Below are 14,518 nucleotides of genomic sequence, written 5' to 3' on the forward strand. Positions count from 1 at the left end.
AACTAGGCTTTTAGCTATCTCTACTTTAAGGGGCTGCTCGGTGTCGCTTTGAGAGTTTCATCAAGACGATCCTTGATTTTTGATTTGTTTAGATGTAGCTTCCATAAAATCAATAAAAACTTTTATGAGCTTATGAATTCCCTCACTACCTCCTGCAATTAAACCTCCTGTCAGCAGTGCATCTAAACAACGGAAAATAATTACTTGTATGGGATTATCTAAATCAATAACTACAAGTGGTTCGATTGAGCGAATACCTATTGCGCTCATTAAAAGACCGAATAAAAGAGATGTCCATAGAGCAATTGTTCGTGTATCAGATTTATAGGCTGTTCTTTGACGCTCTTTTTCATTTATATCATCCATTTGTGGCTGGAAAATTTTTAATGAATTTTGTTGATTTTGTGTAAAATTTTGGATGATTTGCTGTTCTAAACTCATTCCTTCAGGTGGGAGTCCACTGATTTGATTTGATCCCAAATAAGGAAACTGTTGCTGTTGTCCTTCCATAAGTCTTATCTTCTCAGATATTAGAGCCTTTTCTTGCTGAATACTAATATCTAATTGTTCGACGAATGGCCCACGCCAAGTAGTTATAAAAACTTCTAAAGAACGCTCTAACAACAAAGAAATAAATAATTGTAATGTGAGTAACTGGACAATATCATTAACTCCAAATGGTTTTAAAACGAATGGTTTAGATGATAACCAAGTTGACAAAGTTACTACTAAAAAACTAATAATGATTAATACAATAAATAGAGGAGATTCGGGAGAAAGCTTTAGCAACGTATCTATACTCCTGTTTCGCGTCACAATATCTAACACAGCCTGGAGGTGAAAACTACACCTGCTGAGTAACTTAACAACGTTAATTTGATAGAACAGTAAATAATTTATGTTTTCTAAAAGTGTGATGAGTCACGCCGTTGTGAGAGCAGAAAGCATTCTAGTGCTACTGTGCATGGAAGACGCTAAACCAAGTAGCAACCGTAGCACCAACTAAAAACCCCTCCAAGGTGTTGGAGGGGTTAAAGTTATTTTTGCGAATGAGATGGTAATTGGGGGGAGACAGCAGTTTTTCCTGCTCGGTTACGCATTTTCTTGTCAAAGCAACCAGATGATAGTACAGCATTTTATAAATCCATTACGAACCTCTGCAAGTCTGTACTTAGTAAGATAAATCGTTAGTGCTGTCGTCTGATGTCAGCTGCGACTCGACAGCGTTTAGATAACCTTTATCATTTAAAGCTTTTTGTACTGGTAACTTTTTAGCGTTGACAGCAGTCTTAACCACATTTAATGCAGTCAGGTTTCCTGTTTGGTATTGAGATACCAAAGCGTTACTGCTAAGACTATCCTGTGCTTTCAGATTAATTTGATAAGCTACAAATGCAGCATCAAAGGGTTTGAGGTAGCTGACGTTAGATGAATTGTTAGAACTGATAGCTATAGGTTCGCCACTATTGGTAGTAGCTATTTGAGTGCCACCCATTCGAGGCAATAAAGCAATAGAAGTAACAATGAGTACAGAATCAATCAAGATAGAGAGTTTCATAGGATTATCCTTTGTTATAGGAAAGTGCAATTAGTGTTGTTGAGTAATAGAGTCTTATTTTTTAGCTGTCTTAACTTCCTGCACCCAGTTCACCTGAACGGTTGATTTGCTCCTCACCCATTCGGGTGATTTAATTGAGCGCATCCTGCGGTTCATTCAAAGTTGCTAAGACCCATCATGTGATAAGCAAGAACAGCAGTATCAAAGGTTTTGAGGCAATTGCTATCTGTAGAATCTTTGCATAAAGTATCATATTTGACAGATGGGTTGATTGATGTGCCACTTTTGCGAGAAGTAGCTATTTGGGTTCTAGCAATACTAGGTAGGATACTAGAATCAAGAAGGTGTGCAAAATTGAGCAGGGAGAGGAGTTTCATTATTGATGCTGTGTTGGTTAATAAATCGGGAGTAAAGTTCAGGACAAACTTGAACAGATATATATTTAACTGAGGTTATCTAAAAATTTATGCAACGCTGTTACTCAGTTGTAGATATAGCCTAACTTAGGCATCGTATTTCTACGCTATTCCTTCAACAGCAGATTTTTTGATTTAGTATGATTGAATCTAATTTGTCTATTCGGGTTTACCGAACAGACAAATTAGAGTAAACCGGAAAACCTTTCTATCTAATTTAGTACGGTAATCATCAATTAACTGGTGTAAAAAACCGAATTTGCAGCAGCTTTAACTATACATAATATGAATATGTAAGCACAAGATTAAGTGCAAAACTTATTAAACAATACTAACTGATGCGAGGAAGGGTTATGACACTAGTTCGTTGGAATCCTTGGAGAGAAATTGACACTCTACAACACCAAATAAATAGTTTATTTGAAGATACCAGACTACCATCTACATTGTTTGACAAAGGCTTAAGCAAAGTTCCTGCTGCTGAAATTCAAGAAACTGAAGATGCGATTCATCTAAAGCTAGAACTGCCAGGAATAGAAGCTAAAGACCTGGATGTGCAAGTCACAGAAAATGCTGTTTACGTTAGCAGTGAGCGGAAGTCTGAAACTAAAACAGAGGAAAAAGGTGTTACCAGAAGTGAGTTTCATTACGGTAAATTTCAACGCGTAATTCCTCTATCGGCTCGGATTCAAAATACTAACGTTACAGCAGATTATAAAGATGGTATCTTGAATCTGACACTGCCTAAAACTGAGCAAGAAAAGAACAAAGTTGTCAAGGTGAATTTGGAACAATCTGCTAACTAATAGTTTGCTTGCGATGTCTACGACGGGCTATGCCTACGCACTACTTTACCTGTAATAATTGATTGAAATAGTTAAGAGCTTGGTCATTTACATGACCAAGCTTTTTTATTAGATTTTAGAATAAAAAAAAGTACTAAAGACTTTCGAGATTTTTAAGCACCTCTGCGGCTGACTGACATCGTTGAGTGAAGTCGAAATGTACCATTTTATTTAAAATCATCACTAACTCGTCTGTAGCCTCAGTGAATTCGCGCCAATGTAGCCAAATCTGTTGATTAGCATCAGCTTGGCTTTGGATAATTATTTCACCAGTATTTGTATCTCTACGAAACTCTCTGGGTTCTACCCCAGTTAAGCCTTGTATTCCCATAATTCCCAAGGCATAAATATCGCTGTTGAGTTTTGGCAACCCACTCATTTGTTCAGAAGGTGCATAATTAGGAGTGCCAATTGAAATTGTTTGAGCTTCTTGCTGCTGAGGTTGAATCTGTTTAACAGCGCCAAAGTCAATTAAAACAATGTGCCCATCTGATTCTCGCCTAATTAAGTTACTAGGTTTGATATCTCGATGGATTACGCCATAGCTGTGAACAAAAACCAGCACATTTAAAACTTCTTTCAGTATCTCCACAACTTCAGCTTGTTTTAGTCGCTTACCAGCAGTTAACTCTTTATCCATAGCGTGCCCTCGAACGAATTCTTGCACTAAAGAAAATTGCCGATTTTCTTCAAAAAAAGCTAACAGTTGGGGAATTTGTGGGTGCTTACCTAAAGTTTCTAAAATTTCTGCTTCAGCGTCAAATAGGCGTCTGACAACATTTAAATATTCTGCATCTTGGCGAGGAGGTCGCAACTGTTTAACCACACACTGCGGATTACCAGGGCGCTGGATATCGTCAGCTAAATAAGTATTGCTAAATCCTCCAGAACCCAAGGGTTGAGTAATTTTGTAGCGGTTGTTTAGTAGCGTCCCTACTGCAATTTCCTGACCGATGGAATCAACAATTACCGTTGGCGCTTCATTTGAGGCATTGCCACGCTGCCGTAAAAGACCTTGCAATTCTAGAATTAATTGTTGGTGTTCTTGAACCCGTTGGGTAATTTCTTTTTGCTCTTGTTTGGTTTGATAAGCACTATAGGCAAGGACACTGCCGGCAGTAAATACTAACCCCAACGCCGGAGGTATGACTGGGAACCATCCAGCTTGGGTAAAAATGACAAAATTGGCTCCAAATAATACTGCCAGGGCTGTTGCTGCTGCCAATCCTAAGCCTAGCGGATGTTGAATCCGCCATACCAGCAAACCACCAACTACAGTCCATCCCCATATCCAAAGGACTTTACCCCACTCAGGCAAAAACCAAAATAGAGGCTGTTTGTTCAGAACAGCACTGAGAATTTGACTAACGCTTTGGGCATGAATTTCAATTCCGGCCATTTTGCCAGAATTATCTGACTTACCGCTAGCAAAGGGCGTATTAAAAATATCATTTAAACTATTGGCTGTTGAACCAATCAAAACGATACGGTCTTTAACTAAATCTGGTTTAACTTGATTTGCAAGTACTTCTGTAATAGTTACCTGCTGGGCAACCTGATGACCAGAACGGTAATTAAGCAGGATTTGGTAGCCATTGGTATCTGCTTTTTCATAGCCGCCAGCGTTACTTTGCAGGGGTTTAAATACAGTATTACGTAGTTGTAGTTCCTTTTTGGGGGTAAATTCTAGTTGGATGCCTCCAACTTCTAAATATTTGAGTGCTAGTTGTAAGCTAAAAGAATAGGTACTTTGACAAGAATCGGATTCTTCTGCACTTACTAATAAGAGGTTGCGGCGAATTGTGGCATCAGTATCTTCTACGACATCATTAAATCCCACTCGCTCTGCTTCAACACCCTTTGGAGGTGCTACTCCCGGATTGTTAGAACCAGAATGTTTGCAAATAGGAATGATGATATCGCTCTGTTGGAGGCGTTGTAGTAGCTTGTCATGACCAGGCGGTACTGGTAAGTCACGAAAAATATCTAGACCAATCACTCGCGGTTGATATTCTTCAAGTTTGCCTAATAGTCGGTCTAGAAGTTCGCTAGACAGGGGCCAATTCCATTTTTGGATATCTTTTTCACTTAAAGCAACAATCAATAAACGAGTGTCTGGGCCTGGGTCGGCACGTAATTGCATCATTTGGTCGTAGACCTTCATTTCTAGAGGCTCGAAAACCCCCAGTTTTTGAATTCCTACTAATAGAAGTGTTGCGATCGCACTTGCAAGAATAACTGGCTGTCTAAATAAACTTTTAAAAGTTACAACCATTTTTTTAAATAGGTTTTACTTTAAAATATACGTATGTTTTCAGATGAATTTTTCATATTGAAATTATTCTACGCAATTTGCAACTTTTCAAAAAATATAGTAATTATATTTTACTTGTAAACACCAAAATGCTCAAATCCCCGACTTCTTAAAAAAGTCGGGGATATTTTTGTTCATAACTCATTTAGAATTGTTATATGTGTTTCAGATAATGCACAATCGCCTCTGCTGTTGACAAATTAGTAGCCAATAAAACTTGATTAATAGTGCATAATCTTAACAGTGCTTCTTCATTTGCTTGACCAGGCTGAGGTTGCAGCAAATCTCGCAGGAAAATAACTGCTACAATTTCTCCGGCTCCAACCAATGAAGCAATTGTTTGATATCCTCCAGAAGTTGGTGCAGGGGTTTGTTGACTAATCGTTATCCCTGCTTGCTGATGTAAAACTTCACTAACCGATGGCCAGGTAATTGTAAAGCTCTGCGAGAAAAATTCTTGATGCTCAGAAACCAATTCAGCAAGTTCTGATTTCTTGCTTTCATGAGCAATCAGTACTATGTTTCTTTCAATGATTGCTTGAGGAGACTCACTAACATTTGTTTCTGCTGGAGTTTCATCAAAACGATCTTCTTCTACTTGCGGAAATTCTTCAATAGTTTGACTGATGCTATCAGTAGTGCCACTTTCTGTTGTTTCCAAAAATGGAATATCAGCTGAGTCAGAAATTTCACTGACTTGAGGAGAAACATCATCAACATCTGCACTGACTTCTTCAGTACTTCTATTACTCAAATCAATGTATTGATTGCTTAAAACTTCCGCAACGGCATCATCAGGTGCAGTTGATGCTTCAGAAACTTCGCTTATTGTTTCATCCACCGCAGAAGTAGGTTCTAATTCGTCAACATCTGCGGTGTCTGCTGCGGTAACTGAACTATCCCAATCTATTGCTTCATCAATAATTCCCCGTGTAACTTGGCTCTCTTCCTCTGCTTCTTGTGGCTGAATCTCTTCGTTTTCAACAACTCCACTGGTTTCTTCTGCAACTGGTGTATCCAAATTCACTACTTCATCGTGAGTAGTTTCGGGAATGTTACTCTCCTCCTCAGATACATGGTGGAAAATATCGCGCGGCTGGACGGAGGTAACTTCTGCTGCTAGTGCTGCCTCCAATGCATTCTCGTCGTAGCTAGTTTCTGGAGTAGCACTTTGTGTAGGAACTTCGTTGAAAATATCGCGTGGCTGTACGAAGGTAACTTCTGCTGCTAATGCTGCCTCTAACTCTGCATTCTCGTCGTAGCTAGTTTCTGGAATAGCACTTATATCACGCTGTTGTACGAAAGTAGATTCTGTTGCCAGTGCTGCTTCAAAATCTACAGCCTCATCGTGGTTAGCTTCTGGAAGGACACTTTCCTCTTCAGGTGTTTCAATGATGTTTTCAGGTGCAGCTATAGCGTTATCAGGTTCAGTTAAAGAAACTTCTGAGGCTTCGCTGACTTCTGGAGCCTTTACTTCCTCACTATCGGTGCTGACTTCTGGTGTAACTAATGTCCGCAAATCCACAATTTCATTACGAACATCGTGTGGAACTTCGCTGACTGCTTCTGGTGGCTGAATGATGTTTTCAGGGATGACATCATCAGTTTGAGTCGAAACAACTTCTGAGATTTCGCTGATTTCTGGGGAAGGGGGTGCTTCTACTTCGGAACTAATTGGTTCGGAACTAATTGGCGGTGGAACTTCGCTAACTACCTCTGGGACTGGATTAACGACATTGGCAGCGCTGACATTTTCAGGCGATCGCGGCCGAGAAAACAGTGAAGGATCTATAATTCTAAAGACTGTCTCTGGTTGCTCATAAACGGGAGCAACTGCTTCCAAAATCAAAACATAATCTGCAATCCGAATAACATCTCCATCGCTCAAAGAATATGGTCGATCTTTTTCAGCCTGTTTCCCATTAAATATTGAGCCATTTCTACTGCCAAGGTCAGAAAAGTAGTAATTTCCATTTTTAACAAAAAACTTAGCATGTACCCGACTGATATCAGGGCTGTCTAAGAGTAAATCAGAATCAGGAGAACGACCTATTAGCCATTCTCCTCTCGTTGGAGTTTCTGTGGTAAGGTCAACTTCATTGACTTCACTTAGATTTGGTGAGTAGCTAACTTTAACTTTCATATTAATTTTTGGTTAATTTTATTGATTTCTGCCACCCAGCGCTGACGGGTAGTATGTTCTAAATTTAAAATATCATCTTGTGACCAGTGGAAATGATAAGCAATAAAAGCTACCTCCTCATATAAAGTATCAGAGGGGTAGCTTACGACTCCCCCGCTAGTTCTAGCTCCACTGAAAATTGAGTATTGCAGTGGGGACATTGTGTCGGAATGTGTACATTGCCTTGTTGATTGATTCGATTGTAAAATTCTCGGAGATAGGCAATGTCATGTAAGAGCAGTCCTTCGAGTAAATCAGGACTAACAGAGTTGAAACTGCCCAAACGAGTGATGACCCGTGCTAACATCACCAATACACCGTAAGCCGGATTTTCTTGAACTTTGCGCTCTTGTTGCACCAAAATTTCATCTTTGGCGGTGGCTAAACGCATCACCCCATGACGATGTACTCGTTGTTCGCCATCACTCAATCCTCTAGGAAGAGTGAAAGCAAATTCTGTGCAGAGAGTATCCTTTTTACGGCGCATAGGTTATTGGGGAGTGCTGAGTTAAGAGTGCTGAGTGCTGAGTGCTAAGTGCTGAGTTAGGAGTTAGGAGTTAAGAAGAAATATTATTGTTTTAAGCTTAAAACTCGGAAGTTGAGCCTTTTTGCTTGAACGTTGAGCCTTTGAACTCGGAAGTTGAGCCTTTTTGCTTGAACGTTGAGCCTTTGAACTCGGAAGTTGCATCTTTTTACTTGAACGTTAAGCCTTTGAACTCGGAAGTTGCACCTTTTTGCTTGAACGTTGAGCCTTTGAACTCGGAAGTTGAGCCTTTTTGCTTGAACGTTGAGCCTTTGAACTCGGAAGTTGCACCTTTTTGCTTGAATGTTGAGCCTTTGAACTCAGCACTCAGCACTCAGCACTCAACACTCAGCACTCCCCAATTCAATTATGAAGAAGTGCTTCGGGAGAATTTACTGTATCTTCCGGTATGGAAGTTTCGCCTTCCAAGCCATTGATGCGACGGTAAAAATCTTGGAGATAATTTAAATCTTGGGAAAAAAAGTTTTCCACGATTGCAGGAGTAACTTCTGATAAAGCACCCAAATGGGTAATCACTCGCGACAAGATAATAATTGTGGCATAAACGGGATTCGCTTTAACACGTGGGTCACGCAAGGGTGCAATCTCGTCTATCGCCGTTGATAACCGCATTACACCTTTGCGATGGAGGTTGCCTTCAGAGTCTAGATACCCCTTTGGCAGTGTAAATTCAAACTCTGTGGGAAACATAATTCTCCTAATTATTTCACGCGTTTAAATTCCTCAAAAGCAACCTCCACCTCCTCAATTTCGATGTCATGGCTGCGGGCGTTGACATCGGCAATCTTGTAACTTGCGGGCCAAGCACCGGCTAACTCAAATCTAGCTACTTCTTGATTTGCCTGATTGTAAATAGACAAAGCAACAAGTCTACGTTGCTCAGACCAATTACCCTGTTGGACTTTTTCAAACCACTTCCAAAAATCCATAGAGTTAGTGGTACCTCTACGCAGAATGAGATTACCACTCTTGGGATTGCTAGGAAGCTTGGTTCTTACTACCTGACCTTTTGATTGCCCTTTTGTACCCCAGGTTTGAGAAGTGACTTCAGTAATTTCAATAACCTCTTGTGTTCTTTTAAAGCCTTGACACTCCAAAAAGAAACAATTGGCATCGTTTTGACCTTCTAATGTCAGTTCTAAATAGAACCGATGGGCTGTCAAAACTTCTGGAATTCGGCTTGCGGATTGTACCACTGTTAATTACTGCAAATGCTAATTATTTGATTCGTTTAATTCCTTCGTGAACCAATTCAACTGTTTCATTTGCCATATCACCACCAGAAGCAGTTAAGGTAGGCCCGGTGTATTTACAGGGATAACAATTGACAATGTTCCACCGTGCTTTTTCAGAGCCTTGTTGGTCGTAAGCAACCACTGAACCAGTCTTACGATTCTGTGCCCACTTCCGAGGGTCTCCCATGTCTTCGTTACAATCTTGATACCATTTATAAAGGTCTATATCATCAGTGGCGATGACTTTAACTGTAATGTTGGTAAATTTAACAACAGTTGGTGTAGCTTGACGCATTAGTTTAGCGCCTTTGGATGAACCGTGAACTTCTTGCGCTGGTGTATTTTCAACGCCTAGTCCGCTAATTTCTTTGATGAATTTATCTGTAATTCCGTCAGCCTCGAAGTAAAACTTACAAGAGGTTAAAAATTCGCCTGCCATACTTTTAGACTCCTTTGTGTGTGATTAATTTTGAAATTGGGAATGAGGAGAGACGCGATTTATCGCGTCTCTACAAGAGGAGGATTCTTGGTCTATTCGCTATCTTCAATGCCATTCCATTGGCTGATGCGGAAAACAACAAATTCCGCCGGTCTGACTGGACAAACTCCGACTTCAATATATAAACGTCCTAAAATTCTGGTTTCTGGTGGGTTCAATTCTTCGTCGCACTTGACATAAAATGCTTGGGCTGGAGATGCCCCAAATAAAGCACCTTCACGCCAGATGCGCTCTAAAAAATTACTGACGGTGCGGGTGACACGCGCCCATAAATCTTGGTCGTTTGGTTCAAAAACTACCCACTGAGTCCCCAGTTCTAGGGATTTTTCGATATAGCTAATTAATCTACGCACACTAATGTAACGCCACTCTGTTTTATCTGGCTCAACTAGAGTGCGTGCGCCCCAAATGCGGATACCTCGATTGGGGAAGCTGCGAATGCAATTTATTCCCAAGGGATTTAATAGTTCTTGTTCGCGGAAGTTGGTGTCATAGCCCAAACCAATTACGCCTCTGGGAACTTCATTTGCTGGGGCTTTGTAAACTCCTCTGGTTTCGTCGGTGCGGGCCCAAACACCCATCACATGGCCACAAGGAGGTACTAAAATTGGATTACCGCGATCGCGTGGATTCGGTACTTTGATCCAAGGATAATAAAGGGCCGCAAACATGGAACGACGGTTAAATCTATTCAACCATTCCACTACTTGTTGCGGTTTGACGGCTTCCGGTGGCGAATCAAGTACAACCATGCGGTTGGGCGGATTGGGAATATCGCCACTGGCAGACCCCTCGCACATACTAATCATCAACTCGATGATGCCGTGAACTTGATCTAAATTCAGTACTTGCTCTTGATAAGCCCGCATCACATCAGGACAAGCCAGCATTGTGATTTCATCAACTTCAAAGATACCGCGTACCCCGGTGCGATCGTCTCGAACCCCTTCTAAATTTTGTGAAAATCTATCGGGTGGAGCAGCGACAATGGGCGGCGCTAGTTCATATTGACCATTAACCGGACGACGAGCTAAAGGCTGTCCGCTTTGAGTTATGTCTTCTACAGTGACATACATGGAATTTCTCAATGCCGTCAGCGCATAAGTTGCAACTTGAGCATTAGGTTCGCGGTTCATGCTCAAGTTTTCGTATTCTTCTAGAAGCTCATCTCCCCGACGGATTTGGATGGTGAAATATTCACCCGTATTTGGAGGCGCTTCTCCTTCAGTACCTTCAGGTAAGGCGCGGGGCGAACCATCAATGATTACAATATTTACTAATCCACCTGATGCTTGCTCAGGACGCAAAGTAAAACGGAGGGCTGGACGATTACCTCTAGAGTTGATTCTGAGGGTAGCCGGTTCTGGAGTTGCAGGTCTAGGTGCGCCTGGTAGCTGAGTTCCAATGCTTGTTACCCAGCAACGACCGCCACCATTCATAAAATAGCCGTAGACTGAAAAGGGTAAATAGGCGTTGAAGTCGGTGAAGCCGTCAGAGTTGGGACGGGCAAAGTAGTTTAAAAATTGCGTCCAAGTGGTTACTAGCATGGGCTTGTATAACTCAGCCCCACCGCGAACGTCTTCTGTAAAACCTACAAATCCGGCAACTGCTGTGCTAACACCTTCAATTGGTCGGCTACCCCGGTCAATTTCTTCGATGTAAACACCAGGAGCAAAGTAATCAAGTCTAGCCATGAAAGTTTCTCCAAGTCAGTAAAAATCTAATTATTCAGGAGTTAGAAATATTTCTTTGAAAGTATTACTTTGGTTATCTACCAATGCATTGACGTTTTGGGGTAAATAGCCAGGATGATTCAGAGTCAAAACATAATTACCTAAATGAAGGTCTTCAAAGAAGAACAGCCCTTCTTTAGTAGTTGATATGGACTTGTCAGTTCCTCTCACAGCCACTTCTGTTGCTACCAACGGCAAATTTGTCACCGCACTTTTGACAATACCCGCGATCGCAACTCGTCTGGTTAATACTAGACTGTCACTATCGCGAGACAATTGATTTCGCAAATTGAAAATTCGCTCCCAAACCAAAGGCACTGGAGTCGGTTGTGGCTCGAAGGGTATTGTAACTGTCAAATATAAGGCTGAACGCAATGGCACACTGAGAGCGCTCCATAAAGAGCCAATCTCAATTGGTGGCTCTAAGGCAACTGTCATGTTCAAATTACCATAGCCCCGTAATTCAGGAACCAAAAACTCCTCTTCCAAGGTGCGATGGCGCAACAGCACAGTCAATGCCTCACTAATAAAGTGATGCTCACCTAAAGCTGTTCTATCCCAGGCTGTTAATAGCAGGGAAACATCAAACCAAGCTGGTGCCCAATTTACAGTGGCAGGTTGTAGAGCGCGTGTTAGCTTGCGTTCTACTTGCCTGCCAGAATGTTGTACCTGCTTACTCTCACGTATATCAAAAATATATAAATTGAGAGTCGGGCCTGCTCCCTCTTCCCTACGATTACCAGGATGGCTAAAGTCAATTTGCTCTGTACTGGTAAGTGAGGTTCCTCCAGCGAGAATTTCGGCTAAAGTTTGAAGAACGAAGATAAGCATGAAGGTGTTCTGCTGGTAGCTAATCCAGATGCCTCTACAGTATATGTATCGGGCTTCTAAAGTTAATTAGACTTTTGTCGATATTTTTAAAATCGGGTATTGGGTCAACAATCCGTAAAGTAGCGACTTCAGTTTGTAGATTAATCTGAAGCAGTTATTAATTGGACGCACTAGATTCTTTTCTTGTGGGGTGGGCTGAAAAACCGACCCAAGTAGTCCATTAAACTAACGAAAGCTTGGGTACGTAGTAAGTATTTCAGTGCTTAACATCAGGGCTAAAGTCCTTACTACAAACTTGTTTACACAGCGAAGGTAGCTTGATACACATTTGAATACAAACCTTAATGATTATTTGTATGAATTATCCCAAAAGATAACTTAATAAAAAAATAAACATTCCTGAGACGGCATAATTTTATACTGGTCAGCAGAAGAGTAAAAACATTTGGTTGCAAAAAGCGAGTGAAGCTATGACACTAGGCTTTTCTGTACAGAAACTAGACAATGACTCTAATTATTTGAGTTCCTCAGACATCCAAAGCTTTTGTCAGCTTGAGTCTGAGCAGTTAACTAGTAAGTATCCAATTTTTTTCGCTCGAATTGTCTATCATGATTCATTATTAAGAGCTAATCAAGAGGTGATAAATTATGGTCAAGACCAAGTTCCTTTCTCTCAAAAAACTTTAGCTTATTTGCGCTCGGAAGCATGGCTTACAGATTTTCCACCTGTTTTGAATTTACAAGAATTTAAGCTTAAGGACTTTTCATCCATTTCTTACATTTGCCCCATATCCTATAGAAATCAAAAAACTGAATATATTCAAATCATTACTCATGAACCTCTCTCGTCGAGTTTACAACTATATGTAAAACGCTCTGCTATGTTGCTGAGTAAGTATGTAGATATTTCCTTGGACTATGGCAGACAAAAAACTGAAATTAAACTCCTAGAAGATATCTTGCATCGAGTCGGTCATCAATTGCGTAACTCTCTAGGACTTATAGGATTATATGCACATAATTTATGCTTAGGTTTAGAGAATAGCCCTTGGCAAGAGCAAGCAACAATCATCGGCGAAAGTATACAAGATTTAGATACTAATTTAAATGAACTTATTGATTGCGGTCAAAGTGCAAAATTAAGGGTAACACTTCAAGATTTAAGAAGCTTAGTGATTGAAAGTCTCACAAATTTACAACCTTTAATTAATCAGAAGAAACTTGAAATATTGATTCCCGATACCTCGACAATACTGAAGATAGACAAATTACAAATGAAACAAGTTTTTGATAATATCTTCAGTAATGCCGCTCATTTCAGTCCTAATTCAGGAACTATTACCTGTAGCTGGCAAATTTTTCAAGATGAAGTTTTAATTAAAATCTCCGATCGAGGACCAGGATTGTCTCAAGAAGACTTACAAAAAATATTTACCCCATTTTATTCCCAGCGTAAAGGAGGCACAGGACTCGGTTTAACTATTGCTAAAAAAATTATTCTAGATCATCAAGGAAGTATCTGGGCGCAAGTTTTATCAGAAGGTGGGGCACAATTTTCGATTATTTTACCTCGACCAAGGAGTGTGAATTAATTGATAATAAAGTTCTCTAGGAGACGCGCGTGAAATCTAACATCATAAAAATATGACTTATGACTGATGATAATAAAAAACTTTCAGTTTTACTCGTAGATGACGAAGAACGCTTTCGTCAAGGGTTACGTACTCTCCTAAATTTTTATAGTATTAATTCTGCGTTACCTGTAGAAGTTATTGGTGATGCTGATTCTGTTGAGCAGGTTTTAAAGTTTACAACCCAGAAGTGTCCAGATTTAATTTTGCTGGATATGCAATTGAAAGGATGTGATGGAATTACAGTTTTGGCACGTCTTAAAGAAGCTGGTTACAGTGGCAAAGTTTTAGTATTGTCGGCTCATCAAGAAGACGACTGGATTTTTAGAGCGATGCAGGGAGGAGCCGCAGGTTATGTGTTTAAAAATCGTGTAGCAACCCAATTATGTGAAGCTATTGACACTGTAACTAGATCGGAAATTTATCTACCTTCAGAAGTTGCTAGTCGATTTTTCCGGTTTTTTCAGGCTTATTCAGATTCTTGTGTAAAAGCATGTCATGAGGTGCATTTAACTGAAAGAGAGCAAGAAGTTTTATACTGGTTAACTCAAGGTGCTTCTAATGAAGAAATTGCTAAACATTTGTATGTAACAGTTGCTACTGTTAAGGCGCATCTCACCAGTATTTTTGAAAAATTGAAGGTTACTAGCCGGACTCAAGCGATTGTGACTGCCCTCAAGTTAGGATTAGTTCATGCTTGAGCGCGACGGAAGTAGTCGGCGCAATTCAC

Annotated in this window: 14 protein-coding genes; 3 read left to right on the top strand and 11 right to left on the bottom strand. The window is 40.4% G+C overall.

The genetic code is table 11. The annotated features are described in order from the left end of the window. Window positions 1–60: 60 nt before the first annotated feature. Together V7K45_RS17850 and V7K45_RS17855 are read right to left on the bottom strand one after the other, a co-directional pair. Entirely contained in the window at window positions 61–789 is a 729-nt protein-coding gene (locus tag V7K45_RS17850; protein ID WP_335005666.1) for a hypothetical protein, read from the bottom strand. A 382-nt stretch (window positions 790–1,171) separates the two neighbouring features. Then, on the bottom strand, window positions 1,172–1,558 hold the full coding sequence (locus V7K45_RS17855; protein WP_335005668.1) for a hypothetical protein: 387 nt from the start codon (window positions 1,556–1,558) through the stop codon (window positions 1,172–1,174). Window positions 1,559–2,327: 769 nt separating this feature from the next. Here V7K45_RS17855 and V7K45_RS17860 point away from each other — a divergent pair. Continuing rightward, a complete protein-coding gene (locus tag V7K45_RS17860; RefSeq protein ID WP_335005670.1) occupies window positions 2,328–2,780 on the top strand; it encodes an Hsp20/alpha crystallin family protein in 453 nt (150 codons plus the stop codon). 133 nt (window positions 2,781–2,913) lie between these two features. Here the strand turns inward: V7K45_RS17860 and V7K45_RS17865 are convergent, their stop codons facing one another. The 9 genes from V7K45_RS17865 to V7K45_RS17905 all read right to left on the bottom strand — a co-directional run bounded on the left by V7K45_RS17865 (window position 2,914) and on the right by V7K45_RS17905 (window position 12,157). Then, on the bottom strand, window positions 2,914–5,094 hold the full coding sequence (locus V7K45_RS17865) for a CHASE2 domain-containing serine/threonine-protein kinase (RefSeq protein ID WP_335005672.1): 2,181 nt from the start codon (window positions 5,092–5,094) through the stop codon (window positions 2,914–2,916). 193 nt (window positions 5,095–5,287) lie between these two features. After that, window positions 5,288–7,276 (bottom strand): FHA domain-containing protein, encoded by a 1,989-nt coding sequence (locus V7K45_RS17870; protein WP_335005675.1) that lies wholly within the window; start codon window positions 7,274–7,276, stop codon window positions 5,288–5,290. Continuing rightward, window positions 7,273–7,476, bottom strand: a complete 204-nt coding sequence (locus V7K45_RS17875) for a DUF6760 family protein (RefSeq protein WP_313931140.1) — start codon at window positions 7,474–7,476, stop codon at window positions 7,273–7,275. Before V7K45_RS17875 ends, V7K45_RS17870 begins: the two co-directional genes overlap by 4 nt. Beyond that, window positions 7,419–7,802 carry a hypothetical protein gene (locus V7K45_RS17880; RefSeq protein ID WP_094347971.1) on the bottom strand — a complete coding sequence of 128 codons (384 nt, stop codon included), beginning with the start codon at window positions 7,800–7,802 and terminating at the stop codon, window positions 7,419–7,421. Before V7K45_RS17880 ends, V7K45_RS17875 begins: the two co-directional genes overlap by 58 nt. A 399-nt stretch (window positions 7,803–8,201) precedes the next feature. Next, window positions 8,202–8,549: a hypothetical protein gene (locus V7K45_RS17885; RefSeq protein ID WP_251959044.1), complete on the bottom strand. Its 348-nt coding sequence runs from the start codon at window positions 8,547–8,549 to the stop codon at window positions 8,202–8,204. Window positions 8,550–8,560: 11 nt separating this feature from the next. Continuing rightward, window positions 8,561–9,055: a phage tail protein gene (locus V7K45_RS17890; RefSeq protein ID WP_335005677.1), complete on the bottom strand. Its 495-nt coding sequence runs from the start codon at window positions 9,053–9,055 to the stop codon at window positions 8,561–8,563. Window positions 9,056–9,077: 22 nt separating this feature from the next. Continuing rightward, complete coding sequence (locus tag V7K45_RS17895; RefSeq protein WP_094331970.1) at window positions 9,078–9,533, bottom strand: phage tail protein; 456 nt, start codon at window positions 9,531–9,533, stop codon at window positions 9,078–9,080. 92 nt (window positions 9,534–9,625) lie between these two features. Continuing rightward, entirely contained in the window at window positions 9,626–11,287 is a 1,662-nt protein-coding gene (locus V7K45_RS17900) for a phage tail sheath family protein (RefSeq protein ID WP_335005679.1), read from the bottom strand. A 30-nt stretch (window positions 11,288–11,317) separates the two neighbouring features. Further along, window positions 11,318–12,157 carry a Pvc16 family protein gene (locus V7K45_RS17905; RefSeq protein ID WP_099100382.1) on the bottom strand — a complete coding sequence of 280 codons (840 nt, stop codon included), beginning with the start codon at window positions 12,155–12,157 and terminating at the stop codon, window positions 11,318–11,320. Between the two features lie 470 nt (window positions 12,158–12,627). On the opposite strand from V7K45_RS17905, the gene V7K45_RS17910 reads away from it, so the two are divergent. Together V7K45_RS17910 and V7K45_RS17915 are read left to right on the top strand one after the other, a co-directional pair. Then, window positions 12,628–13,749, top strand: coding sequence for a sensor histidine kinase (locus tag V7K45_RS17910; RefSeq protein ID WP_335005681.1), 1,122 nt, complete (start codon window positions 12,628–12,630; stop codon window positions 13,747–13,749). A gap of 59 nt (window positions 13,750–13,808) precedes the next feature. Then, the gene (locus tag V7K45_RS17915) at window positions 13,809–14,489 is read left to right on the top strand and encodes a response regulator transcription factor (RefSeq protein WP_335005683.1); all 681 of its coding nucleotides are present in this window, start codon (window positions 13,809–13,811) and stop codon (window positions 14,487–14,489) included. The last annotated feature ends 29 nt before the right edge of the window (window positions 14,490–14,518 follow it).

This window comes from Nostoc sp., from assembly GCF_036917375.1.
Taxonomy (GTDB): domain Bacteria; phylum Cyanobacteriota; class Cyanobacteriia; order Cyanobacteriales; family Nostocaceae; genus Nostoc.